This window comes from Roseovarius aestuariivivens, from assembly GCF_004761875.1.
Classification (GTDB): Bacteria; Pseudomonadota; Alphaproteobacteria; order Rhodobacterales; family Rhodobacteraceae; genus Roseovarius; species Roseovarius aestuariivivens.
Window position 1 is genome coordinate 82,936 of the sequence record NZ_SJEY01000003.1, and the last position, 24,176, is coordinate 107,111.

Annotated in this window: 20 protein-coding genes and 2 tRNA genes; 17 read left to right on the forward strand and 5 right to left on the reverse strand. The window is 59.7% G+C overall.

The window, feature by feature from the left end; all coding sequences use genetic code 11:
* Nucleotides 1-16 precede the first annotated feature (16 nt).
* Together purN and purM are read right to left on the reverse strand one after the other, a co-directional pair.
* Nucleotides 17-610: a phosphoribosylglycinamide formyltransferase gene (gene purN, locus EZV60_RS05845; RefSeq protein WP_135503234.1), complete on the reverse strand. Its 594-nt coding sequence runs from the start codon at nt 608-610 to the stop codon at nt 17-19.
* Nucleotides 607-1,656, reverse strand: coding sequence for a phosphoribosylformylglycinamidine cyclo-ligase (purM, locus tag EZV60_RS05850; RefSeq protein WP_135503237.1), 1,050 nt, complete (start codon nt 1,654-1,656; stop codon nt 607-609). The genes purN and purM overlap by 4 nt, the downstream gene beginning before the upstream one ends.
* Before the next feature lie 109 nt (nt 1,657-1,765).
* Between purM and EZV60_RS05855 the strand changes: the two genes are divergently transcribed.
* Nucleotides 1,766-1,842, forward strand: a tRNA-Ile gene (locus EZV60_RS05855).
* A gap of 386 nt (nt 1,843-2,228) precedes the next feature.
* Entirely contained in the window at nt 2,229-2,375 is a 147-nt protein-coding gene (locus EZV60_RS19035) for a hypothetical protein (RefSeq protein WP_167853471.1), read from the forward strand.
* A gap of 280 nt (nt 2,376-2,655) precedes the next feature.
* Here the strand turns inward: EZV60_RS19035 and EZV60_RS05860 are convergent, their stop codons facing one another.
* Nucleotides 2,656-3,612 carry an isoaspartyl peptidase/L-asparaginase family protein gene (locus EZV60_RS05860; protein ID WP_135503240.1) on the reverse strand — a complete coding sequence of 319 codons (957 nt, stop codon included), beginning with the start codon at nt 3,610-3,612 and terminating at the stop codon, nt 2,656-2,658.
* 193 nt (nt 3,613-3,805) lie between these two features.
* Between EZV60_RS05860 and EZV60_RS05865 the strand changes: the two genes are divergently transcribed.
* From EZV60_RS05865 to EZV60_RS05900, 8 genes are all read left to right on the forward strand, one after another.
* Nucleotides 3,806-4,666 carry a cyanophycinase gene (locus EZV60_RS05865; RefSeq protein ID WP_135503243.1) on the forward strand — a complete coding sequence of 287 codons (861 nt, stop codon included), beginning with the start codon at nt 3,806-3,808 and terminating at the stop codon, nt 4,664-4,666.
* A complete protein-coding gene (gene cphA, locus EZV60_RS05870; protein WP_135503246.1) occupies nt 4,653-7,301 on the forward strand; it encodes a cyanophycin synthetase in 2,649 nt (882 codons plus the stop codon). Before EZV60_RS05865 ends, cphA begins: the two co-directional genes overlap by 14 nt.
* A gap of 82 nt (nt 7,302-7,383) precedes the next feature.
* Nucleotides 7,384-8,682 carry an ATP-grasp domain-containing protein gene (locus EZV60_RS05875; protein ID WP_135503249.1) on the forward strand — a complete coding sequence of 433 codons (1,299 nt, stop codon included), beginning with the start codon at nt 7,384-7,386 and terminating at the stop codon, nt 8,680-8,682.
* A 67-nt stretch (nt 8,683-8,749) separates the two neighbouring features.
* Nucleotides 8,750-10,765, forward strand: coding sequence for a CocE/NonD family hydrolase (locus EZV60_RS05880; protein WP_135503252.1), 2,016 nt, complete (start codon nt 8,750-8,752; stop codon nt 10,763-10,765).
* Nucleotides 10,766-11,132: 367 nt separating this feature from the next.
* Complete coding sequence (locus tag EZV60_RS05885; protein ID WP_135503255.1) at nt 11,133-12,143, forward strand: TRAP transporter substrate-binding protein; 1,011 nt, start codon at nt 11,133-11,135, stop codon at nt 12,141-12,143.
* A gap of 100 nt (nt 12,144-12,243) precedes the next feature.
* A complete protein-coding gene (locus EZV60_RS05890) occupies nt 12,244-12,894 on the forward strand; it encodes a TRAP transporter small permease (protein ID WP_135503258.1) in 651 nt (216 codons plus the stop codon).
* 3 nt (nt 12,895-12,897) lie between these two features.
* Nucleotides 12,898-14,184 carry a TRAP transporter large permease gene (locus EZV60_RS05895; protein ID WP_135503261.1) on the forward strand — a complete coding sequence of 429 codons (1,287 nt, stop codon included), beginning with the start codon at nt 12,898-12,900 and terminating at the stop codon, nt 14,182-14,184.
* Nucleotides 14,185-14,196: 12 nt separating this feature from the next.
* Nucleotides 14,197-14,643, forward strand: coding sequence for a universal stress protein (locus EZV60_RS05900; protein ID WP_135503265.1), 447 nt, complete (start codon nt 14,197-14,199; stop codon nt 14,641-14,643).
* A 389-nt stretch (nt 14,644-15,032) separates the two neighbouring features.
* Here EZV60_RS05900 and EZV60_RS05905 read toward each other — a convergent pair whose 3' ends face one another.
* On the reverse strand, nt 15,033-16,337 hold the full coding sequence (locus EZV60_RS05905; protein ID WP_135503269.1) for an ATP-binding protein: 1,305 nt from the start codon (nt 16,335-16,337) through the stop codon (nt 15,033-15,035).
* A gap of 46 nt (nt 16,338-16,383) precedes the next feature.
* On the opposite strand from EZV60_RS05905, the gene EZV60_RS05910 reads away from it, so the two are divergent.
* From EZV60_RS05910 to EZV60_RS05925, 4 genes are all read left to right on the forward strand, one after another.
* The gene (locus EZV60_RS05910) at nt 16,384-17,286 is read left to right on the forward strand and encodes an MBL fold metallo-hydrolase (protein ID WP_135503272.1); all 903 of its coding nucleotides are present in this window, start codon (nt 16,384-16,386) and stop codon (nt 17,284-17,286) included.
* Between the two features lie 81 nt (nt 17,287-17,367).
* A tRNA-Asn gene (locus EZV60_RS05915) sits at nt 17,368-17,442 on the forward strand.
* A gap of 182 nt (nt 17,443-17,624) precedes the next feature.
* Nucleotides 17,625-18,878, forward strand: a complete 1,254-nt coding sequence (locus tag EZV60_RS05920) for a PQQ-dependent sugar dehydrogenase (RefSeq protein ID WP_135503275.1) — start codon at nt 17,625-17,627, stop codon at nt 18,876-18,878.
* Nucleotides 18,875-19,456, forward strand: a complete 582-nt coding sequence (locus tag EZV60_RS05925; RefSeq protein WP_135503278.1) for a c-type cytochrome — start codon at nt 18,875-18,877, stop codon at nt 19,454-19,456. Before EZV60_RS05920 ends, EZV60_RS05925 begins: the two co-directional genes overlap by 4 nt.
* A gap of 285 nt (nt 19,457-19,741) precedes the next feature.
* On the opposite strand, the gene EZV60_RS05930 is transcribed toward EZV60_RS05925, so the two are convergent.
* Nucleotides 19,742-20,389 (reverse strand): helix-turn-helix transcriptional regulator, encoded by a 648-nt coding sequence (locus tag EZV60_RS05930; protein WP_135503882.1) that lies wholly within the window; start codon nt 20,387-20,389, stop codon nt 19,742-19,744.
* Between the two features lie 302 nt (nt 20,390-20,691).
* On the opposite strand from EZV60_RS05930, the gene EZV60_RS05935 reads away from it, so the two are divergent.
* The 3 genes from EZV60_RS05935 (at nt 20,692) to EZV60_RS05945 (ending at nt 24,166) form a co-directional block, all read left to right on the forward strand.
* The gene (locus EZV60_RS05935) at nt 20,692-21,903 is read left to right on the forward strand and encodes an aminotransferase class V-fold PLP-dependent enzyme (protein ID WP_135503282.1); all 1,212 of its coding nucleotides are present in this window, start codon (nt 20,692-20,694) and stop codon (nt 21,901-21,903) included.
* A 7-nt stretch (nt 21,904-21,910) separates the two neighbouring features.
* Nucleotides 21,911-22,897 carry a 2-hydroxyacid dehydrogenase gene (locus tag EZV60_RS05940; RefSeq protein WP_135503285.1) on the forward strand — a complete coding sequence of 329 codons (987 nt, stop codon included), beginning with the start codon at nt 21,911-21,913 and terminating at the stop codon, nt 22,895-22,897.
* A gap of 327 nt (nt 22,898-23,224) precedes the next feature.
* Nucleotides 23,225-24,166 carry an HpcH/HpaI aldolase/citrate lyase family protein gene (locus EZV60_RS05945; protein ID WP_135503288.1) on the forward strand — a complete coding sequence of 314 codons (942 nt, stop codon included), beginning with the start codon at nt 23,225-23,227 and terminating at the stop codon, nt 24,164-24,166.
* The last annotated feature ends 10 nt before the right edge of the window (nt 24,167-24,176 follow it).

The window sequence follows — 24,176 nt, forward strand, 5'->3', positions numbered from 1 at the left end:
AGGGAAACGGTGGAATTCAGGGCAGGTAGATCGGTCTGCGGTCGCCCTCTGCGAACCGACGCAAGACGGCGGGATAGAGAATATGCTCTTGTTTCAGAACACGTTTAGCCAGGGTCTCCGGAGTATCACCATCAAGAACCGGCACGCGCGATTGGCCCAGAATCGGCCCTTCGTCCAGTTCTGGCGTGACTTCGTGCACGGTGCAGCCAGCCTCGCGCTCGCCGGCTTCCAGTGCTCGTGCATGGGTATTGAGGCCCCTGTACTTCGGCAGAAGCGAGGGATGTATATTCAGAATGCGCCCCTGCCATCCGCCGACAAAACCCTCGGTCAGAACCCGCATGAAACCCGCAAGACATATAAGATCCGGGGCGTGGTCGCGCAGCACGGCATTCAAAGCAGCCTCGAAAGCGGGCCTGTCGCCTTTGAAGGGGCGGTGATCCACCACCGCCGTCGCCACGCCACGCGCCCGCGCTTTGGTCAAACCACCCGCATCAGCGGCATTCGAAAGCACAAGGCAGGGGCGCGCCGGATGATCCCCGGTCATACTGTCAACGAGGCTCACCATGTTGGAGCCTCCGCCGGAGATGAAGATGGCGACCCGTCGCGTCACACAAGTGTCCCGGAATAGCTGACGCCCTGCCCGTGCCGCACATTGCCGAGCCGATAAACCGTCTCGCCAGCGCTCTGAAGGCGTTCGGCTAGCGTATCGGCGGCATCCGCGTCTACGCAAAGAACCATGCCGACGCCGCAATTGAAGGTCTTCAGCATTTCGGCCTCTGCCATGTCACCTTGCGCCTGCAGCCAGCCGAACACGTGCGGCAAATCCCACGCGTTGAGGTCAATCTCGGCACCGAGATCCCCGGGCAAAACGCGCGGCAGGTTCTCGGTCAGACCCCCGCCGGTGATATGCGCCAAGGCATGGACACCGCCGGCTTTCATGGCCTCCAGCACGGGACGGACGTAAAGACGCGTCGGCGTCAGAAGGGCGGCGCCAAGGGTTGTGCTGTCTTCCCATGGGCACTTTTCGTTCCAGCCGAGCCCCGACATATCGACAAGTTTGCGCACAAGACTGTATCCGTTGGAGTGCACGCCGTTAGACGCGAGCCCAAGCAACACATCCCCTTCCTCCACTCCTGCGGGAAGGTCTGCGCCGCGCTCCATCGCGCCCACTGCAAAGCCCGCGAGGTCGAAATCCCCACGCTGGTACATGCCCGGCATCTCGGCTGTCTCTCCACCGATAAGCGCGCAACCCGATTGCGTACAGCCCTCTGCGATGCCTTCGATCACCGCCGCGGCTTGCGCGGTATCGAGCTTGCCGGTCGCGAAGTAATCGAGAAAGAACAGCGGCTCGGCCCCTTGGCAGACCAGGTCATTTACGCACATCGCGACAAGATCGATGCCCACGCCGCCCACATGCCCGGTATCGATGGCGATCCGCAGCTTGGTGCCCACCCCATCCGTTGCCGCAACAAGGATCGGGTCGGAATAGCCGGCCGCCTTGAGGTCGAAAAGCGCACCGAACCCGCCTAAGCCTGACATCGTGCCGGCACGCGTTGTACGCTTGGCGGCGGGCTTAATCCGGTCGACCAGCGCATTGCCGGCGTCGATATCCACGCCGGCGTCGGCATAGGTGATCCCATTCTTTGGATTGCTCATGGCAAGGGCCCCTGTGATGTTGCGGCTTGCCCTAGCCCATCACGCTCAGCCGCGCAATCGCAAAGCCTTGACGCCCCCGCGTACGCCCCCTAATCCGAAGGGCACGGTCGGGCCTGTAGCTCAATTGGTTAGAGCAGAGCGCTCATAACGCTTTGGTTGGGGGTTCGAGTCCCTCCGGGCCTACCAGACCTGCCTGTGGCTATTTTTCACCCAAGGCCTTGCCCGAAGCGCCGCCGGATCTTCAAATTTGGTTTGCCTAAACCTGTTCCAGGTTTGGACGTTCTGGGAATCTTCCAAAAGCCCTTTCGGCAGCGCTACGGCGATCAAAAGCTTCGATTTAGCGCTGAACTTCGGCAAAAGTTCTAGGTCCGCTCATCGGCATTATAACCCGCGCCGTCACGGCGGCCTCAGCCAGGTCAGGGAAGATAGCCCAATTTATCCCGTGTGCCGAGCATTGCCTGGGACACTACGGGTCGCACCGGTTTTATTAATGCTGGGTCCAAGACCATTAAAAGTGCAAGGCTCAAGCCCTTTGCGCCGTGACCGGTGCATCGGCCACGTAGGACCGACAATTGGCGTTTCTGCGCGCCGATTCTGCCGCACGCTTGGTCAGCACCAAATTTACGCCGCGCGAGGCCAAACAACGCCATGCCGACGAAGAGCGTATGTCCAACGACATAAGTGCGGTGGCTATTACATACTGGCGCGATGGCTATTGAATGATGACCGGCATGTTGAAAGATGCGGTCCGGCGTTTGAACCAAAGCCGTACAGCAATCGCTTGTTCTTGAATGACTGGGACATTCAATCGCAATTCGTGGATCGCTTATTGAGGGTTACGCCAGTGCCGCGCAGCAAGCGACGCACCAGAATACGTAAAGGCTGATCTGCAGAAGATTTTTGCCTCAAATGGCGTCGCAACAAACACCGTTATTCTAGCCCGGATATCCGCGATACCGTCAACCGCTTCGTGCAAGAACTCGGTTGCCTTTATCCCCATCAAGACTCAGTTCTGCTTCGGTTTTCGCTCTCATAGATCGCGGTCGCGCGGTTCTGGTTCTCGATGCTCCAGCCGCGATACATTCCGTCGCAATTGTAGGGAGCTGAAATTCTCCCCTTACTGTCCACAGCTATTAGCCCGCCCGAGCCTCCAATCATTGGCAGCTCGGATAGTGTGATTGCTTCAGCCGCTTGCGACAAGCTTTCCCCGAGAAAGCGCATACGCGCGCTGATCTCATGGGCGACACAAAGCCGGATATAGGCTTCGCCATCGCCGGTTGCCGAAATCGCGCAGGTGGCATTGTCGGCAAAGGTGCCTGCACCGATAACCGGGCTGTCACCGACCCGCCCTTGCCGCTTGGCCGTCATACCGCCTGTCGACGTTGCCGCGGCGAGGTTGCCGTGCCGGTCGAGCGCCACCGCCCCGACCGTGCCATGCCGGCGCGACGGATCGTCATCAAGCGTGCCTTCACGCTCCATGCGAAGGGTCTCTTGCAGGCTGTCCCACCGCTCTTGCGTGAAAAAGTAACGCTCATCCTCAAAGGACAGCTCCGCCCTGCGTGCAACATCGAGAGCGCCCTCGCCGATCATGAAGACATGGTCGGTCTGTTCCATCACCGCACGGGCGGTCCGGATCGGGTTTCGCGGCCCGCAAATCCCGGCGACCGCACCAGTGCGGCGGTCGCGCCCGTCCATGATCGCGGCGTCCATCTCATGCGTACCCTCGCGGGTGAAGACCGCCCCGCGTCCGGCGTTGAAAAGCGGCTCGTCTTCCAGCGCACAAACCGCCGCGGTAACCGCGTCAATCGCGCTGCCATCTTTCGACAAAACCTTTTCTCCGACGCCCAGAACGCGGTCGAGCGCGGCGTGGTATGCGGTTTCACGCTCTTTCGTCATTTGCTCGGGCTGAATAACGCCCGCGCCTCCATGAATCACCAGACTGAAACGGCCGGTCATATAGCGTCTCCCTCAGAGCTTCTGGCCCGAAGCGAGGGGCCAATCATCAAACGTGCCTCTTCGTGCAGCGCAACAGTGGCGCTTTGGTCATCCGCGCGCATCAAATTTGCGTTTCCGCTTTGGCGTCGCTGTCAACTCTTCGCAGGCTGTGATAGATCATCCGTGTAGTTTCTTTTCAGGGCGGAGAGCCAGAATGAACATGCCCGTCACGGTGCCCGTACAAGGTGCACTTGTTGCAATCGGAGGCGCGGAAGACAAGACGTCCGACGCAACTATCCTGCGTCGCGTGCTGAAGCTGTCGCGAAGCGATGCTCCGGTCGTCGGGGTCATAACGACTGCCAGCAGCATCCCAGACGAGGTGTTTCAGGGATACAAGAGCGTATTCCAGAATCTCGATGCAGCGGAAGTTCTGGATGTTCGCATCCGGACGCGCGCCGACGCCGAATCCGCGACGTTCATCAAAATGATCGAACAGTCGGATGTGATCTTCATCTCGGGCGGCGATCAGATGCGGCTGACAAATATTCTTGGTGCGTCGACGGCCCTTGCAAAGATCCGCGCCCGCCGCTCGGAAGGAGCTGTTGTGGCCGGCACGAGCGCCGGCGCAGCCTGCCAGTCACACACGATGGTTTATGGTGGGCCTGCAGACGATTGCCTGCGCAAGGGCGCAGTCAAGATGACGGCGGGCTTCGGCCTTGTGGAAGACGTAATCATGGATACCCATTTCCTAGAGCGTGGCCGGTTTTCGCGACTAATGGAAGTTGGTTCGACCAACCCCGAACTGGTCGGCGTAGGCCTTGGCGAGGACGCCGCCGTCCTGTTCGACAGGCATCTTATTCGCGCATTTGGACACGGTCATGTCATCATCATTGACAGTTCTGAGATAAGCGGGTCCAATGTGTTCGATCTCGCAGACGGTGAGGCGATAAGCGTCCACAACGTCAAAATGCATGCGCTGGTCGATGGTGATGTTTTCAGCATGGCTGACCGACGCGTCCTTGGCCCTGAAGAGCTGAGAGCAGAACAATTGGAGCATTTTCTTGAATATACTTGAATGCCGCGCACTGCGTGGACCTAACTATTACAGCCGCTATCAGGCCATCTACATGCGGCTGGACATCGAGGAGCTTGAAGACAGACCCAGTGACAAGGTACCGGGCATTGCCGAAAAACTGGAAACGCTGATCCCAACCATATACGAACACAGATGTTCGGTCGGTGAGGCCGGCGGTTTTCTGCAACGCGTCCGCAATGGCACCTATGCTGGCCACATGGTTGAACACGTGGCGATCGAATTGCAAAACCTCATCGGCTTTTCCGTCGGCTATGGCAAGACCGTCGACAGCTACGAGAAAGGCATCTACCACGTCGTCTTCCGCTATCGCGACGAGGCAACCGGCCTTGCCGCAGGTGAAGCGGCAGTCGAGATCGTGAAGAAGCTCTACGACGGCGAAGACGTCGATCTGACGCCTTATATCGACAGCCTGAAAGAGGTCCGGGATGCCAATGCGCTCGGGCCGTCGACCGGCTCGATCGTGAACGCTGCTAAAGCCCGAAACATCCCTTGGTACAACCTGACCGAGGGCACGAGCTACACCCAACTGGGCCATGGCATCAAACAGCGCCGCTTCCAAGCCACGGTTACGGACGCGTCCGGCATCATTGGGCACTCCATCGCCGACGACAAGGAATGGACCAAGCAGGTGCTGGACGATGCGGGCGTTCCCGTGCCGCGCGGGCAGATCTGCTATTCCGTCGAAGAGGCGCAAGAGGCCGCCGACTGGCTCGGCTGGCCCGTAGTGACAAAGCCGCTCTCGGGCAACCACGGCCGTGGCGTGACGACCGACATCAACACACCCGAAGATCTTAAATCAGGGTTTGAGGCGGCCTTGGCACGGGTCCGCGACGACTCCGGCGCCGTAATTGTCGAGAATTACATCAAGGGCGAGGATCACCGCATCCTCGTGATCGACGGCAAATTGGTCGCGGCGGCACGCCGCCGTCCCGCGCATGTTGTGGGCGACGGCAAGCACACAATTCAGCAGCTCGTCGATATCGAGAACCAGGATCCGCGCCGGGGCGTGGGCCACGAGAATGTGCTCACGCAGATCGCAATCGACGTGCAAAGCGAACGCCTGCTCGAGCAGGCGGGCTACACACTCGATACCGTGCTTCCCGAGGGCGAGATCGCTTTCCTGAAATCCACCGCGAATATCTCGACCGGCGGCACAGCCGCCGACATCACCGACGAGGTGCATCCCGAGGTGCGCTTCATGATGGAGCGTGTCGGACGGCTGATCGGGCTCGATATCATCGGTATCGACCTTCTGGCCGAGAACCTGTCCGTGCCGCTCGACCAGCAATCGGCGGGTGTGGTGGAGGTGAACGCCGGCCCGGGCTTCCGAATGCACATGGCGCCGACCCATGGCTCTCCGCGACCCGTAGGCGAACATGTGGTCAGCATGCTTTTCCCGGATCCGACGGATGACGGGCGAATTCCGATTACCGCCATCACCGGCACCAACGGCAAGACCACGACTACGCGCCTAACCACGCATATCCTGCGACAAGCGGGCCGGTCCGTGGGCATGGGGTGCACCGGCACGGTCGAGATCGACAACCACGTGATCCTACGCGGCGATTATTCCGGCCCCGCCGCCGCTCAGGCCGTTCTGCGCGAACCCACGGTCGAGCACGCCGTGCTCGAAGTGGCGCGCGGCGGCATCATGCGGCGCGGTCTGGGTTTCGACGAGGCAGATGTGGGCGTACTGCTAAACATTGCCTCTGATCATTTGGGCGAGCGCGACATCCACACGCTGGAAGATCTCGCGCGATGCAAAACCGTTGTCGTCGACGCGACCAAGCGCCAGGAAGATGGCGGATACTGCGTCCTCAACGCCGACGATCCGCTGGTCATGGACCAGGGAACCTATTGGGCGCGCGGCGAGATAATTTATTTCACGATGAATCCCGACAATCCCGACCTGACCGAACACCTTTCCAACCTCGGAATGGTCCTGACGGTGAAGCAGGGCAAGATCGTCATGATGCGCGGCAAGCTCACCGTCGAGATCGTGGAGGTCAACGACGTGCCAATCGCTTTTGAGGGCCACGCGCCCTTCAACGTTCAGAACGCGATGGCCGCCGCCGCCGCCGCTCTTGCCCACGGGATCGAGATCGACGATATCCGCGCCGGGCTTCTGACCTTCCACCCGACCCCGGCCCAGATGCCGGGCCGCACGAACTATTTCGAGGCGGAAGGCGTGAAATGCCTGATCGACTACGGCCACAATGTGCCAGCGCTCGAAGCGCTACAGCCCTTGGTTAGTGGTCTGGCCACGAAGCGCAAGATCGGTGTCGCAACCGCGCCCGGCAACCGTCGCGACGAGGATCTGGCAGCACTCGGTGCGCAACTCGCGCGGATGTGCGACATTCTCTACGTCTACGAGACAGACTCGAGGGGCCGCGAGACGGGCGAGACCGCCAAGCTCATCCACGATGGCGCGGTCTCGGCGCGAACGTCGGCGCAGATCCAGACCATCATGGACGAGCAGGAGGCCGTTGCCTCCGCCATCGGAGAGGCGGAGCCGGGCGATTTCCTCTTGCTGCTGGTCGATGACATCGAAGGCACCACAGAGCGGCTCAAGGGGCGCACATATCCGACTCAGGCCGAACTGGCCAAAGTCTGATAATAGAGCATGCCAGAGCGTCCCGGCCTTTGCGTCGGGGCGTTTCATTCGTCGCTGAAAAGTCAGGAAAAGCGAATACGCCATGACCAAGAATATTTTCGTCATCGGTCTGAATGACCTGAACGCCGAGCGCCTCAAGCGACTGCGCGGCGTCGAGGACGTGACCTTCCATCAGCTTCTGACACCTGCCCAGGTCTCAGAAACACAGGAATTCGACATTCCCGCGATGCTGGCAGATGCCGAAGGCAAGCTCGACGCGTTCGAGGGCTCGATCGATGCCATCGTCGGCTATATCGACTTTCCGGTTTCCACCATGCTGCCGCTTCTGTGCGCCAAATACGGCACGCGGAACGCCTCGCTGGAAAGCCTGCTAAAGTGCGAGCACAAGTACTGGTCGCGTGCCGTGATGGCCGAAGTCATTCCCGACCACATCCCGAAATTTACCGCCTTCGATCCGTTTGACGACAACGCCCTGTCGCGGATCGGCGAGGCCGATCTGCGCTTTCCCTTCTTCGTGAAGCCGATCAAGTCGTCTGGATCGCGCCTCGGCTTCCGGATCGATTCTCCCGAAGATTTCGACTACGCCATCGAAAAGCTGCGCGCTGAGATCCGGTCGATCGGCGAACCTTTCGACTACGTACTGAGTAAGGCCGATATACCTGAGGAGATCAAGGCGGTCGAAGGCCATTACTGCATGGCCGAACAGGTGATCGGCGGGCGCCAGTGTACCGTTGAGGGTTATGTCTATAACGGCGAGGTTGTTCCCTACGGCACTGTGGACTCGATCCGCTATCCGCAGGTGCTGAGCTTCTTCTACTACCTTTACCCGTCCACCCTGCCCAAGCGCGTGCAGGACACAATGAACGAGATCACCCGCACGATTATGTCGCATATCGGCTACGATAATGCGGGCTTCAACATCGAGTATTACTGGGACGAGGTGTCGAACAAGATCTGGCTGCTGGAGATCAACACCCGCATCGCACAATCCCATTGCGATCTTTTCGAGATGGTGGATGGCGTCAGCCACCAACAGGTGACCGTGGATCTGGGTCTTGGCCGCAAGCCTGACCTGCCCTATCGCGAAGGCCCCGAGAAGGTGGCGGCGGAGTTCTTTTATCGCGTCTTTTTCAGCGATGCGACCGTGGCCCGCGCGCCATCGCGCGCAGAGATCGAGGTGGCCGCCGAACAGGTCGCCGGCACACGAATCGTGTCTTACGCGGGCAAAAACACCCGCCTCTCGGACCTGCCGGAACAGGACGCCTACAGCTTTGCCGTGGCCTCAATCTGGATGGGAGCCAACACGCAGTCAAAGCTCTTGTGGAACTATGAGCAGGTAATCAAGAAGCTGAATTACGAATTCACCGATATCGAGGAATAGCGTGCCTCGGCCACCGGTCCGGTGACCCCGCGCGATGCCTCTTCGACCAGCCCCAGCGAGTGCCTTAATGAAAATCGACACAGACCTGCCGTGCACGATCCATGAGATCGAGCATACAGAAATCGGATTGCCCGACGGAACGCGGCTTGCCGCCCGCATATGGCTGCCTGAGGGCGCCGAGACCGCGCCGGTTCCGGCCATTTTTGAGTATATCCCCTATCGCAAGAACGACAAAACGCTGCCCCGCGACCATGCACGCGCACCGTGGATGGCGGCACAGGGCTATGCATACGTGCGTGTCGATCTGCGCGGCACTGGCGAGTCCGAGGGGCTAATGGAGGACGAGTACACCCCTCTGGAGCTGCAGGACGGCTGCGATGTCATCGCTTGGATCGCGGATCAGCCGTGGTGCGATGGGGGTGTCGGGATCGTTGGGATTTCTTGGGGCGGCTTCAACGGGTTGCAGCTTGCCGCCCTTCGCCCCCCTGCCCTTAAGGCCGTCGTGTCGATCTGTTCGACCGATGACCGCTATGCGGACGATATCCACTACATGGGCGGTACGCTTCTGGGCGATCACCTGTCTTGGGCATCGGTGATGTTCGGAATCAACACGCTGCCGCCGGACCCTGCGCATGTCGGTGACCGATGGAAGGCGATGTGGGAAGAGCGGCTCGATGGCTCAGGCCTCTGGCTGGAGAAATGGCTGCAGCATCAGACACGGGACGAGTTCTGGAAACACGGGTCGGTTTGCGAGGATATCTCGGACATTCAGGTACCAGTATATGCCGTCAGCGGCTGGGCCGATGGGTATTGCCGCGCGGTCTTCCGGCTAATTGAAACCCTGCAATCTCCCGCCAAAGGCATTGTCGGGCCGTGGTCGCACAAATACCCCCATCAGGGCGAACCGGGACCGGCCATAGACTGGTTGACCGAAGAAACCCGCTGGTGGGATCAGTGGCTCAAGGGGACCGAGACCGGCATAATGGATGAGCCGAACCTGCGCGTATACCTGCAGGACCACGCCAAACCGCAAAGCTTTTACACTCACCGCGAGGGGCGCTGGATCGGTGAACCGACTTGGCCGTCGCCCAATGTGGAGCGCCGGCTTATGCCGCTTTGCAGCGATGGTAGCCTTGGCGGCCAAGCAGACGCACCAGGCGCGCTTTGTTCAGTCTCTTCTCCGCTTTGGGTCGGTGTTCACGGCGGGAAATGGTGCTCTTACGCGCATGTCGGCGATCAGCCGGGCGATCAGCGTCGGGAGGATGCTGGCAGTCTCGTTTTCGAGACCGCGCCGCTGGAGCAGGACCTAAATTTAGTCGGCGATGCACTTCTCAGGCTTGCGGTACAGGTCGACCGGCCTGTTGCACAGGTCTGCGCGCGGCTGGTGGACGTAGCGCCCGATGGCGCTGCCACCCGCGTCAGCTATGGCCTCCTGAACCTCACCCACCGTCACAGCCACGAACACCCCACCGCCCTGACGCCGGGCGAGACGTACCATGTCGAGGTACCACTAAAGCACGTGGCGCAAACCTTTCGCGCGGGCCACAAGCTGCGCCTGTCGGTCTCGACCAGCTATTTTCCGATCGCCTGGCCTGCGCCGGAGCCTGTCACCCTGACCATACACACCGACCAGTCCAAACTGGACCTGCCGATACGCGGAGCGAACGATCCCGCCGTTCCCGATCTGGGAACACCTCGCACAGCGGACCCTTTGGAGGTCGACTTCAAAGAACCGCCACAGGCGAAGTGGAGCGTATCTGAGGATCGCGACACCGGTCGCGTGACAATCGAGATTCTCGATCACGAGGGCGGCGCGCAAATCGTAAATCACGGATTTTATCATCTGGCGAAGGGCGAAGAGCGCTACTCGATCCTGCCCGGCGATCCAACCTCGGCGGAAGGCGAGGTGACATGGACGCACGAAATGGAGCGCGAGGGATGGTCGATAAAGACCATCACTCAGACACACCTGACCTGCGATACTGAAAGCTTTCACATTTCTGCCCGGCTGCGCGCGTGGGAAGGAGAGACTTTGTTCCGCGACCACGACTGGAACGTATCGATCCCACGCCATTTGGTCTGAATTTACCGGCATCTAGTGAAATTTCTCGCGTATCCTTCACCAATCTGGGCTCTCCCGGATCGTTTTTGCACGATTGATGCGGCCAACCTTGGTCCGTATCAGGACTGCAAGCGAAGCCTATTTTCTTGGGCGCGAATAGAAAAAGCCTCGTAATTTCTGCCGCTTACCCATCTGTCAAACTGGGGAAATAACCGGCATCAGCCGCTTACTGCGTAATAGTTGTGCATGATTTCCGGCCCGACCATTGACATTCCCAAGTCGCTTGAAGACCGTGGATCAATGTCTTTGTTGGGGCAATCCCGGCAACAGAAATCGGTGATCTGGCTGGACTTGCGTTGGGTCAGGGCACGAAATCAAGGAGACAGGAATGACCTTCAAGACACTTATCGCATCAAGCGCCCTGGCACTGGTTGCCGGGATTTCCACAGCGAGTGCCGATACCTGGCGTTATGCCTTTGAGGAGGCGCTTGACGAGGTGCAGGGCAAGTTTGCTCAGAAATTCAAGGAGGAGATCGAGGCCAACTCGGACCACGAAGTGCAGCTCTTTCCCTTCGGTACGCTAGGTGAATCCGCAGACATCATGGAGCAGGCGCAGTCGGGTATTTTACAATTCGTCAACCAGTCCCCTGGTTTTACCGGCGCACTGATCCCCGAGGCTCAGGTTTTCTTTGTGCCGTACCTGCTGCCGCAGGACGAAGAGACACTGGCCGAATTTTTCCGCACCTCGAAAACCATCAACGAGCTTTTCCCGCCGCTCTACGAAGAGCAGGGTCTCGAGCTGCTGACGATGTATCCCGAGGGCGAGGTGATGATGACCACCACCGAGCCGGTCACCGGGCCTGCCGACCTCAACGAGGTCAAGTTTCGCGTGATGACAAATCCGCTCCTAGTGGAAAGCTACAAGGCGTTCGGCGCAACACCAACCCCCCTGCCCTGGGGCGAGGTCTATGGTGCCCTGCAAACCGGGATCATTCAGGGTCAGGAAAACCCTGCCTTCTTCATCGAGTCGACCAAGATGTACGAGGTGACCGACCACATCACTCGCGCGGGCCACAACAACTTCACCACCGCTCTTATGGCCAATCTGGACTTCTATGAAGGGCTGTCCGAAGACGAGAAAACGCTTGTGCAGAATGCCGTCGATGTGGCCTTCGAATATATCATCGACTACCAGGAAGGCCTGACCGAAGAGTCCCTTGAGAAGATCAAGGAAGCCAAACCGTCGATGACGATCACTACGCTCAGCGAAGAAGAGCGTGAACCCTTCCGCGAAACCGCAGAGTCGGTTGAGAAAACGTTCCTAGAGATCGGTGGCGATCAGGCCGAAGAAATCCTGAACCAGATGAAAGCCGACCTGGAGGCGGTTCAGGGCAACTGACCCACGGTCATCGCGCTTGCGCGATATCCTTTCGTCGGGCCGCCATCCGTGCGGCCCGGCAATCCACGGCACAGAACCAGCGCAAGCAAGGACGGCGGCGATGACAGATGAGAATGACCGTTGGGCCAAGAACGATCCGGCAGCGGTGGCCGACGCCGATGTTCCCGTAAATGACGAAGACATCGACGATTCCAAATATGTCTCCGGTCTGCCCGGCTTTCTGGGCGTTATCGATGTGGCCGTGGCCCGGTTAGAGGCCGTCTTGCTGGCCATGGGCGTGCTTCTCATGGCGCTCAACACGATGGCCAATGTGGTTGGCCGCTACGTGCTAGGTCAAAGCATCTTTTTTTCCGAAGAACTCAATCAGGCGCTGATCATCCTCATTACCTTTGCCGGCATTTCCTATGCTGCGCGGCACGGCCGACATATCCGCATGTCGGCCATTTTTGACGCCTCTTCGCCCGGCATCCGCAAAGTGCTGATGGTGCTGATCGCCGCAGTCACAGCGGCGGGGATGTTCCTGCTCACGTGGTACGCCATCGAGTATGTGCAAAAACAGGCCTCCCGCGGGCGTGTTCTGCCGGCGCTCCAGATCCCGGTCTGGTGGATCATCTTATGGGCTCCGCTGGGGTTTTTTCTGACCGGCGTGCAGTACACGCTGACGGCCATCAAGAACCTAATCGACAAGGATATCTGGCTCTCGACCAGCACGCTCGAAGGCTACTCATCTAACGAAGAAGAGGAGGTCTAAGCCATGACCTGGGCGATTTTCGGCACTATGATCGTGCTTCTTCTTCTCGGCTTCCCGATGATGATCCCACTTCTGGCCGGGGCCCTGATCGGCTTTGTCGGGATTTTCGGCGGGCTGGGCCAGCTTGATACGATGGTGCAGCAGGTCCTTGCGGGCATCCGCCCAGCCAGCCTGATCGCCGTGCCGATGTTCATTTTCGCCGCCGACATCATGACGCGCGGACAATCAGCCAACCGGCTGATTGACCTGGTCATGGCCTTCGTGGGTCACCTGAAAGGCGGGCTTGCGGTCTCGACAGCTACCGCTTGCACCCTCTTCGGCGCCGTGTCCGGCTCGACCCAGGCCACCGTCGTTGCCGTAGGCGGGCCGCTACGCCCGCGCATGCTCAAAGCAGGCTACAAGGACAATTTCGTTCTGGCGCTCGTGGTCAACGCCTCAGACATCGCCTTTCTCATTCCGCCCTCAATCGGCATGATCATCTACGGCGTGGTCTCGGGCACCTCGATCTCCGAGCTTTTCATCGCCGGGATCGGTCCCGGCCTGCTGATTCTCTTCATGTTTTCGGTCTATTCCTACATCTACGCAGTGCGCCACGATGTGCCGACCGAACCCAAGTCAAGCTGGGCCGAGCGCGGTTCAGCCATAAGGCGCGCGATCTGGCCGCTGGGCTTTCCGGTGATCATTGTCGGCGGCATCTATGGCGGGATCTTCTCCCCCACCGAGGCCGCCGCAGCCTGCGTACTTTACGCACTTATCCTCGAAATGATCGTGTTTCGGGAAATGAACCTAAAGCAGCTTTACGCAACTGCGAAATCGACGGGTCTCATCACGGCGGTGGTCTTCATTCTCGTGGGCGCCGGGGCCGCTTTTTCCTACGTGATAAGCTTCGCGCAGATCCCGCAGCAGGTGCTGGGCGCCATCGGCATCGACGAGATGGGGCAGTACGGCGTTCTCTTTACAATCTCGATCGCCTTCTTCGTCGGCTGCATGTTCGTGGATCCCATCGTGGTGATCCTGATCTTCGTGCCGATCTTCGCCCCGGTGGTGGACGCGGTCGGCCTTGATCCGGTGCTTGTCGGCATCGTCATCACCCTTCAGGTCGCCATCGGCAGCGCTACACCGCCCTTCGGCTGTGACATCTTCACCGCCATCGCCGTGTTCAAGCGGCCATATGCCGAGGTTGTGAAAGGCACACCACCCTTCATCTTGATGCTGTTATCCGTCGCCGTCCTGTTGATCTTCTTCCCAGACATCGCACTCTTCCTGCGGGATCTCGCCTTCGACAAGTAAGGAGACCGGCCCATGTTCAACACCATCCTCGCGGCCTACGACGGATCAAGCGGTGCCGACGCCGCCCTCGAAAAGGCCGCCGGCCTTGCCAAGCTTACAGGGGCGGAGCTTATTATTCTCACCGTTTATCAGCACCACTCCATGCTGGAAGCGTCTCTGTCCATGATGCGCGGCGAAAGCACAACGGGCGAAAGCAACCTTGACGACATCATGCGCACCATATCGAAAGAAGCGGCGGAAAAGGCGAAGGTTGCCGCAAAGGATCATGGCGTCGAGAATGTGACAGCGTTTATAAAGCGAGGCCCGACCTCCCGCACCATCGTGGCGTTTGCGGAGGACAAGCACTGCGATCTGGTCGTTGTCGGCTCGCGCGGCGCCGGATCTTCCGAAGGTTACATGCTGGGCTCGGTCAGTCACAAAGTGACAAGCCTGTCGGACGTCCCCGTGCTTGTTGTCTAAGAGATTGTCTCATGATTGCTGAGCGTCGGTATACGCGACACTGCCGAATAGCTCCTTCGAGAGACCAAGAGGCAATGCCGCACCGATACCAAAGCGATTAGGTCGAGACCTTTGAAGCTGAGCGTGCCCTTTCTGAAGGAACAAGTAAAATCCGTTCCGCTCCTTCCGAACACGCCGCAAGATCATCGTTCTGGCGTATATGGTATCCGTTACATTTCCGCTCTCTTTGCGCAATTCAAAGGATAAAAATCGGTTCAGTTTTCAGTTGGTCGGATAGTCAAAAACGCCTGTTAAATTTTTGATTCTATTTGCTAAGTAGCAATTCGATTCTTACGGGACCAAACAATCGCACTGTCTCGTGCAGGCTCAGAAAGGGTCTAAAGCCTCCCCTAGCGTCCGATCACGATATCAGCCTGTAGCCCGCCAAGCCGCTCACTTTGGCCGAGCCGAAGCGTACCCCCGTGGGCGCGTGCGATATCCATCGCGATCGCAAGCCCTAATCCGACACCGGTGCCTTTGTTCTGGTTGCGAGCAGGATCAAGGCGCGCAAAGGGCTTAAGCGCCTCTTCGCGATCCTTTTCGGCGATGCCCGGCCCGTCGTCTTCGACCCGGATCCGCAACGATTTCGCCGTCATCAAAACCGACACCTCGGCCCGGCTACCGTAGCGCACCGCGTTACCGATAAGATTTTCCACCGCCCGGCGGATCCCGCCCGGTCGCAAGAGCACGGTCCCCTCGCCTTCCATCAGACCAAGATCGACACGCTTTCCTTCGCGCCCAAACCCCTCGACAATGTCCCGCACCAGCGCAATGGGATCCACCGGTTCCGGCTCACCCTCCTGCGCGCCGCGCGCGAAGGCGAGAAACTCGTTGATAAGGCGCTCCATGTCGTTGACGTCTTGTTCCAGCGGTGCGCGTTCCGCCTCGTCCAGCATCGACAGCGCCAGTTTGAGCCGAGTGATCGGCGTGCGCAGGTCGTGGCTCACACCGGACAGCATCAGCGTGCGCTGTTCGATTTGGCGCTCGATCCGGGCTCGCATATCGACAAAAGCGTTACCCGCCGCACGCACCTCGACAGATCCGGCCGGCCGATAGTCGACATGGCGCCCGCGCCCGAACGCCTCAGCCGCGCGAGCCAGACGCGTGATCGGACGCAACTGGTTGCGAAGATAGAAATACGCGATCACGGTCATCACGATGGCGAAAAACACCATGTTCACCAAAAGCTGGTGGGGATTCGATGCCGAGACGCGCCGCCTGTCGAAAAGCATTCGTATGCCGCCATCGCCCGAGCGGAAAAACAATGTCACGACGCGGTCATCGGGAAGAACGACCGCATGCAGTTCGGGCAAAAGCCGCTCGAACTCCCGGATGACCACCACCCCGGTGAAATCGTACCAACGTCGCGCGTCAGCTTCCGGCAAAGCGCCCAATGAAACGTCCTCCATCGTGATCTGCAAGGCGGCAGGCAGACCTGTCGCGCGCATCTCCGCCGCTGTCTCGCCCGCATCGAGCAGAACCTTGACCTCACGACTGGTCGACCGCGTCATCTGTTTTGTGACACCTTCGAAATGACGCTGAATGAAGACCACCGAAACCACCAGCATCACCGTGATCACCGGCAAGAGCAGGATGAGAAAGGCTCGCCCGTAAAGCGAGCGCGGCAGATAAGGTTTGAGCCAGCGAAACGACATGCCATAAGCCTAGCTGCGGCACGATCGGTTAGAAAGGGCATGCGTGATGGAGAAGTTCAATCCGGCCCCGGGCCAGCCCGAGGATCTTGGCGACGGTATAACGAGGATCCTCGCGCCCAACCCTTCGCCGATGACTTTTCGCGGCACCAACACGTATCTTCTGGGAGAAAGAGACGTCGCTGTTATCGATCCTGGACCCGACGATGACGCGCATCTTGCCGCGATTCTCAGGGCCGTCGGGCCAAAGGCGCGGATCAGCCATATCCTGGTCACGCACTCGCACCTCGACCATTCGCCGCTAGCCCGGAAGCTGGCACGAGAAACCGGTGCCGAGGTTTTCGCCTTCGGACCTTCCCGGTCGGGACGCAGCCCGCTGATGGAACAACTCGCACGTTCTGGGTTGCGCGACGGCGGCGAAGGCATCGACCCGGATTTCGCGCCCGACAGGCAGTTGAAGGATGGCGCATGTCTGGCCGGTAGCGATTGGGAGATCGAGGCCCTCTGGACCCCGGGGCACCTCGGAAACCACCTGTGCTTCTGTTCGGGCGATGTCGTTTTCACCGGCGATCTGGTCATGGGGTGGGCCAGTTCGCTCGTTTCGCCGCCCGACGGAGATCTGAGTGATTTCATGGCGTCTTGCCGGCGGCTACGCGACGTTGGCGCGAAAACCTTCCATGCCGGCCATGGCGCCCCGATCAATAATCCTCCCGAAAGGCTCGACGCGCTCATTGCCCATCGCGAAACGCGTGGCGCCGCTATCGTCGAGGCGCTCGGCGACGGGCCGGCCACTGCAGCAGAACTGGCCCGCCGGATCTACTCCGACACACCGGAGAACCTCTTGCCCGCCGCTGTGCGCAACGTGCTCGCCCATCTCATTGATCTTTACGGGAAAAACCGTGCCGTCCCGTTAGGCGCCTTGTCGGCTGAAACGCAGTTTGCCCTTCGATGAAAACCGACCGATGCCGAAGAAACTTTTTGTCACAATCCCTCTGGACGCGCTATGGCGAGGTTGTTATATCCGCCTTCGTGTTCCGGCGTAGCTCAGCGGTAGAGCAGTTGACTGTTAATCAATTGGTCGTAGGTTCGATCCCTACCGCCGGAGCCAAATCTCCCACAAAGTGAAATCCGCCTTGTGTCGCGAACGGACACAAGCCCTGCAGCGTCTAACGCGCAAGGCTATCATTCCATCCTATGAAGCCTTTCGAACTACCGCTCCGAAAGCATCAGTTTGACGCAACGTAAGCTTGTGTCAATGATGGGGTTCTAAAGAATCCATGGGAGGACATCATGAAAAAATTCTTGGGATCCGTGGCGGTACTTGCGCTGTTCACTGGGAGCGCGCTGGCGCAGGGTGCCAATGTGCCCGACAATCTCGACAAGCTCTCGAATTTCCAGTCCACGGGCGTGACCGAATTCACGTTCATCGAGCAGACTGGCGACTATGCCGACGGCATTAAGGCAACGCTGGAAAACATCACGCTGCCCGACGGCTTTAAGATCGAGCTTTATGCGGTGGTGCCCGACGCCCGGCACATGGCCGTGGGTCCGCAAGGGATCGTGACCTTCGTGGGCACCCGAAAGGACAAAGTCTGGAGCGTGACCGACCGCAACAAGGATCGGGTCGCCGACGAAGTGAAGGATTTCGCGCCGTCGCTGACCTTCTCCATTCCAAATGGCCCCTGCTTTTCGGATGACGGGTTTCTTTATATCGCTGAACAGAACCGAGTGCTGCTCTTCCCGGCCGCCGAGTTTTTCTATGAAAGCCCCGATGTGGCCGCATTCAATCTTGTGGCCAAAGGCGACCTGATCCCGCCCGAGGAAGAGAGCTACAACCACACCGCGCGGGTCTGCAAAATCGGTCCCGACGGCATGATCTACATCTCGCTCGGCCAGCCCTTCAATGTCGCGCCGCCCGAAAAGCTCGACCTCTACAACGAGGTTGGTATCGGCGGCATCATCCGCATGAACACCGACGGTACGGGTCGCGAGGTCTATACCTATGGCGTACGCAACTCAGTCGGGCACGACTTCCACCCTGTAACAGGTGAGCTTTGGTGGACCGACAACCAGGTCGACGGCATGGGCGATGACATCCCGCCGGGCGAGATCAACCGCCAGACCGCAGCAGGCCAGCACTTCGGCCATCCATGGTACGGCGGCGGTGACGTGCGAACGAACGAGTACAAGGGCGAGGAGGTGCCCGTCGAAGTCGTGATGCCCGCGGTCGAGACAGTGGCGCATGCCGCCGATCTCGGAATGGAGTTCTACGAGGGCGACATGTTCCCCTCTAAATACAAGAACGCCATCTTCTCGGCTCAGCACGGATCTTGGAATAGGACAGAGCCGGTCGGGGCGCGCGTGATGGTCACCTTCATCGATGAAGAGGGCAATGCCACGACAGAGCCATTTGCCGAAGGTTGGCTCAACGAAAACGGGGAGTATCTCGGACGCCCGGTGGATGTGGCCGAGCTGCGCGACGGCTCCATCCTCGTCTCCGACGACCTGGCTGGTGCCATCTACCGGATCAGCTACGGCGAATGAGACGGATCGCACTTTTCGGTCTCGGCGGGATTTGTCTCGCCGGGATCGCCTTGGCCGAGACGCCCGTCGCGGGCGATCCGGCCGAGGGCCGCAAGCTTGCCAACCAATGCCGCACGTGTCACGGGCTGGACGGCTACGCAAAAATTCCGGTCGCGCCGCATATCGGCGGCGAACCCGCCCCGTATATCACTTCGCAGCTCACCGCCTTTCGCAACGGCACGCGACGGCACGAGATGATGAGTGTCGTGGCCTCGACGCTCAGCGATCAGCAGATCGCCGATCTCGCAGCCTGGTACGCGTCGCACGATGTGACCGCGACCCTGCGAGCCGACGTTGACGGCGCGCCCGAACAATGCACGGCCTGCCACGGTGCCGATGGTCTGTCGCTGGCGGATGACGTGCCCAATCTAGCCGGCGAGACGAATATCTACATCGAGACACAGCTCAAGGCCTTTCGGACAGGCAAGCGCAAGCACGAGGTGATGACGCCGATGGCGCTCGCCCTCAGCGAGGATGAGATGCGCGCGGTTGCCGATTGGTATGGCAACGTCAAAATCTCAATCGATATGGCGGAGTGACGTGCCCGGACCGAGTGGCTAAGGCGGCGCGACGGGTAAAATCTTGAAAGACGCGGTGACAAGCACCGGTGGGATCACGAGCAATCAGTCGGAGTTTAACGCCGCCAGCGTTCCGGCCATCCCTGTTATGCCGAAGACGTCAACCGCCCCGGACGGTATGCGGCCTTCGATATCTGGAATTCCAGGTTGCCAGCTTTGCGGTAAAACGTGCGTCAGCAACGACGTCTCCCTGAGTGTGGCCAAGTGTTGCACAGCCGTTTCCGGAGAAGAGAAGGAAAAGGCGTCCTAATAATGACCGGCGACGTATTTCGCGATGGCCGCGCCGCGCGAGTTGACGTCGAGCTTCTGGTAAATCGCTTTCAGATAGTATTTCACGGTGTTCTCGCTCAGACCGAGCCGCGCGGAAATCTGGAAGTTGGTCAGGCCATCACCCAAAAGGGCGAGGATCTCATGTTCGCGGCGTGACAGGCTGTCGGCGTTCTCCGACGTCAACCGCCGCAGGATTTCCGTTGGCACAATCGAGTGTCCCTCTATCAGTTTGCCGAGGATACGCGGAAGCGATGTCAGGATCTGACTCATCATGCAGACCGAGTTGGCCCCGGCCTTGATCGCCGTTCGGATGAACGCGAATTCTGTATCTTCGGCGACCACGACGACCATCACATCGGGATGGTCCTTTCGTACCTGATCGAGGATCTGGGTCAGATCACCATCCGCAAGGCGCACGCCCAGGATCAGGATGGTCCGGCCCCTCGCCTGCGACAGCAGCTTTTTCAGGGACGCCTTGTTGGTTGCATACTGTCCAAGCCGGACCTCGGGGATTTGCGCCACGAGGGATCCAATCCCCTGACACACGATCAACTGGCGATCGGCCACGATGACCTCGGGCGTTGCGTCACGCGCCGACTGATTGATCTCGGATGCGGCTCGCATGGATGTCACTTGCGTCTCTCTCCCACACACAACCTTACGCGACCCGCAGCGGTTGCGCCACACGTACATTCGGCGGTGAAATGAGCCGAATGCCGCAAGTGCGAAGATAATGGAATCAAACGAAAAAAACGTATGCGGCGGTATGCCGGGCGTTTTTCGCCAAAAATCTCACCCGAGTGGGTGGGATTTTCCTACCCATCGGGCGGATTTCCCCCATTTGATCCATCACGGGGCTGTTCACGTGGCGTAAGGCCATGCTACGTCCCCCGGCGATACAGCGCTTTTTTGGGAGAGAGACCACCATGAACGGTTACAAGCATCTTTACATTCCCGGCCCGACGAACGTTCCGGAGCCTGTCCGCCGCGCAATGAACGTGCCCATGGAAGACATGCGTGCCCCCGATTTCGGAGAGTTCGTGACCGGCATCCTCGATGACATGAAGAAGGCCTATCGCCTCGAAAACGGTCGCGTCTTCATCTTTCCGTCGTCCGGCACTGGCGCTTGGGAATCGGCAATTCAGAACACGCTGAACCCTGGCGACAAGGTTCTGATGTCGCGCTTCGGCCAATTCTCGCTTCTTTGGGTGGATATGGCCGAGCGTCTGGGCCTCGACGTGCAACTCTGCGAAGTCGAGTGGGGCAAAGGCGTGCCGCTCGAGGACTACGCCAAGCATCTCGAAGCAGACAAAAATCACGAGATCAAAGCGGTCTTCGCCACGCAGAACGAAACCGCGACCGGCGTGACCTCGGATATCGCGGGCGTTCGCAAGGTACTCGATGCCGCCGGCCACCCGGCGATGCTTTTCGTCGACGGCGTAAGCTCTATCGCCTCGATCGAGTTCGAGATGGAAAAATGGGGCGTCGACCTTGCTGTCTCGGGCTCGCAGAAAGGCTTCATGCTGCCCGCGGGTCTTGGTTTTCTCGGGGTCAGCGCCAAAGCGCTCGAGGCCAACAAGGCGCTCAGCAACTCCGGCATGAGCCGCTGCTATTTCAGCTTCGAGGACATGATCAAGCTGAACGATACTGGATATTTCCCATACACGCCCGCCACGCAGCTTCTGCGCGGCCCGCGCTGCTCACTCGACATGATGCTCGAAGCCGGCATGGAAAGCATCTGGGAGCGTCATAACCGCATGGCCGCAGGCGTCCGCGCCGCGGTCGAGGCATGGGACGGCTGCAAACTCGTGGCGATGGGCCCCGAGTGGGAATCCGACACCGTTTCCGCAATTTACGCGCCCGAAGGCGTCGATGCGCGCGATGTGATTTCGACCGCCTATTACAAATATCAGACCTCGCTCGGCACCGGCCTGAACAAACTGGCTGGCAAAGCCTTCCGCATCGGACATCTCGGGTCGCTGAACCCGGTGATGCTCTGCGGGGCGATCTCGGCTGCGGAAATGGCCCTGGTCGACGCGGGTGCCAAGATTGAGCCGGGCTCGGGTGTTGCGGCGGCACAGGCACATTATCGAGCGACCACACCGGACGGCCAGACCGCACAGTCCAAGGCGGCATGAGCGCATCATGGCTGACGTGAAAATACTGGTCACGCGCGCGTGGCCCAAGGAAACCGAGGACCGCCTGACGCAGGCGGGCCTCGGCGACGTGACCCTGCGCCATCCCGACAGCCCGCTGAGCCACGATGAGTGGATGAAGGCTGCGGAAACCTATGACGTGATTATGCCGACCGTGTCCGACAAGGTCCCGGCGGAGTTCTATCCAGCCGCCAAGGGCAAGGTTAAGATCTTCGCGAACTACGGTGTGGGCTTCAATCACATCGACATCGACGCGGCGGCGGCCAACGACATCGTCGTGACCAACACGCCCGATGTGCTGACCGACTGTACCGCCGATCTTGCCATGGGTCTGCTGCTCTGCGCCGCGCGCCGTATCGGCGAAGGCGAGCGCGAGACCCGCGCGGGCAAGTGGGAGGGCTGGCGGCCCACCCACATGATCGGCAAGAAGGTGACCGGCGCGACGCTTGGCATCATCGGGTTCGGTCGAATTGGTCAGGCCATGGCACGCAAGGCGCATGGCGGCTTTGGCATGCGCGTTGTGTTTCAGGATGCCTGGAACGTGCCCGACGACATAAAGGCCGACAATGGCAATGCCGAACAGCTTGCCTCGATGAACGATGTGGCCGCGCAGGCCGATTTTCTGTCGCTCCACTGCCCCGGCGGCGCCGACACGTACAAGATGATCAACGCCGACATCTTCAACGCGATGAAACCCGGCTCGATTCTCGTGAACTCGGCCCGCGGCGACGTGGTGGACGAGGATGCGCTCTTTGATGCGCTTGACTCTGGTCATCTCGCGGCGGCGGGTCTGGACGTTTATCACAACGAGCCCGCGCTCGATCAGCGGTTCCTGAAGTATGACAATATCGTGCTGGCACCCCATCTGGGCAGCGCGACGGATGGCACGCGCGCGGCGATGGGTCATCGCGCCATCGACAATCTCGAGGCCTATCTCAAGGGCGAAACACCCGGCGATCTGGTGACGCCCAAGTAAGCCAGACAGCGCACAAGAGGTAAGAAACGGATGCGGGCCGTGATGAAAGTCACGGCCCGTTTTCTGTGCGTTTCCAGCGCAGATCGGCACATAAGTTTCCCATCGTAAACTTTTGTTTTGTCGCAGAAATTCTGCGTTGCAGCGAGTGCATCCCACGGCATTCGTGCAGCGCTAACACGGGTAGGACCACCCTACCCGTTCCGTTTTTTATCGCCACCCCGGGCAGGCTTTTCTACCTGTGCGAAAGTATCTTTCGCAGCGCTTTCGGATGAACGTGAAACCAAGGAGAGCCGTGCCCTGATGGCCGGTTCGGGAGGAAGGACCAACATGAGTTACACGCTTTACCCCTTGAAGAAGCAGCGCCTACAACGCTCGGAACTCGCCGTTCCGGGCTCGAACCCCTCGATGATCGAAAAAGCCGCCGACACAGATGTCGATTATGTTTTTCTCGATCTCGAAGACGCGGTCGCCCCGCCCGACAAGATCAAGGCGCGCTCGAACATCATCCAGGCGCTCAACGACATCGACTGGAAAGCGAAGGGTAAGACGATGTCGATCCGCATCAACGGGCTCGACACGCATTACATGTACCGAGACGTGGTCGAGGTCGTTGAACAGGCTGGCCAGCATATCGACACGATCCTGGTACCCAAGGTCGGCGTACCCGCCGACCTATACACCGTCGAAACCATGCTCAGCCAGATTGAGGTCGCACAAGGCTTCACGCATCAGATCGGCCTTGAGGCATTGATCGAAACTGCCCTCGGCATGGCCAATGTCGAGGCCATCGCCGCAACCCCAGGACGGCTTGAGGCCATGCATTTCGGTGTAGCCGATTATGCCGCGTACACCCGCGCCCGGACGGTTGTGATCGGAGGCCTCAACCCTGATTATCCCGGTGACCAGTGGCATTTCGCCCTCAGCCGCATGAACGTCGCCTGTCGCTCTTATGGCTTGCGCGCCATTGACGGGCCCTTCGGTGATTTCTCTGATCCCGACGCCTTCGTTGATAGCGCCAAGCGCGCCGCGGCTCTTGGGATCGAAGGCAAATGGGCAATCCATCCCAGCCAGATCAAGCTCGCCAACGAAGTCTTCTCACCGACCGAGGATGAGATCAACAAGGCGCGCCGAATCGTCGAAGAGCTGCGCAAGGCCGAGTCGCAGGGCAAGGGCGCGGCCAGTCTCGACGGCAAGATGATCGATGCCGCGAGTGAGCGCATGGCCAACAACGTTATCGCGGTGGCAGACGCCATCGCCGCCAAGTCCTGAGGAGGAGAAC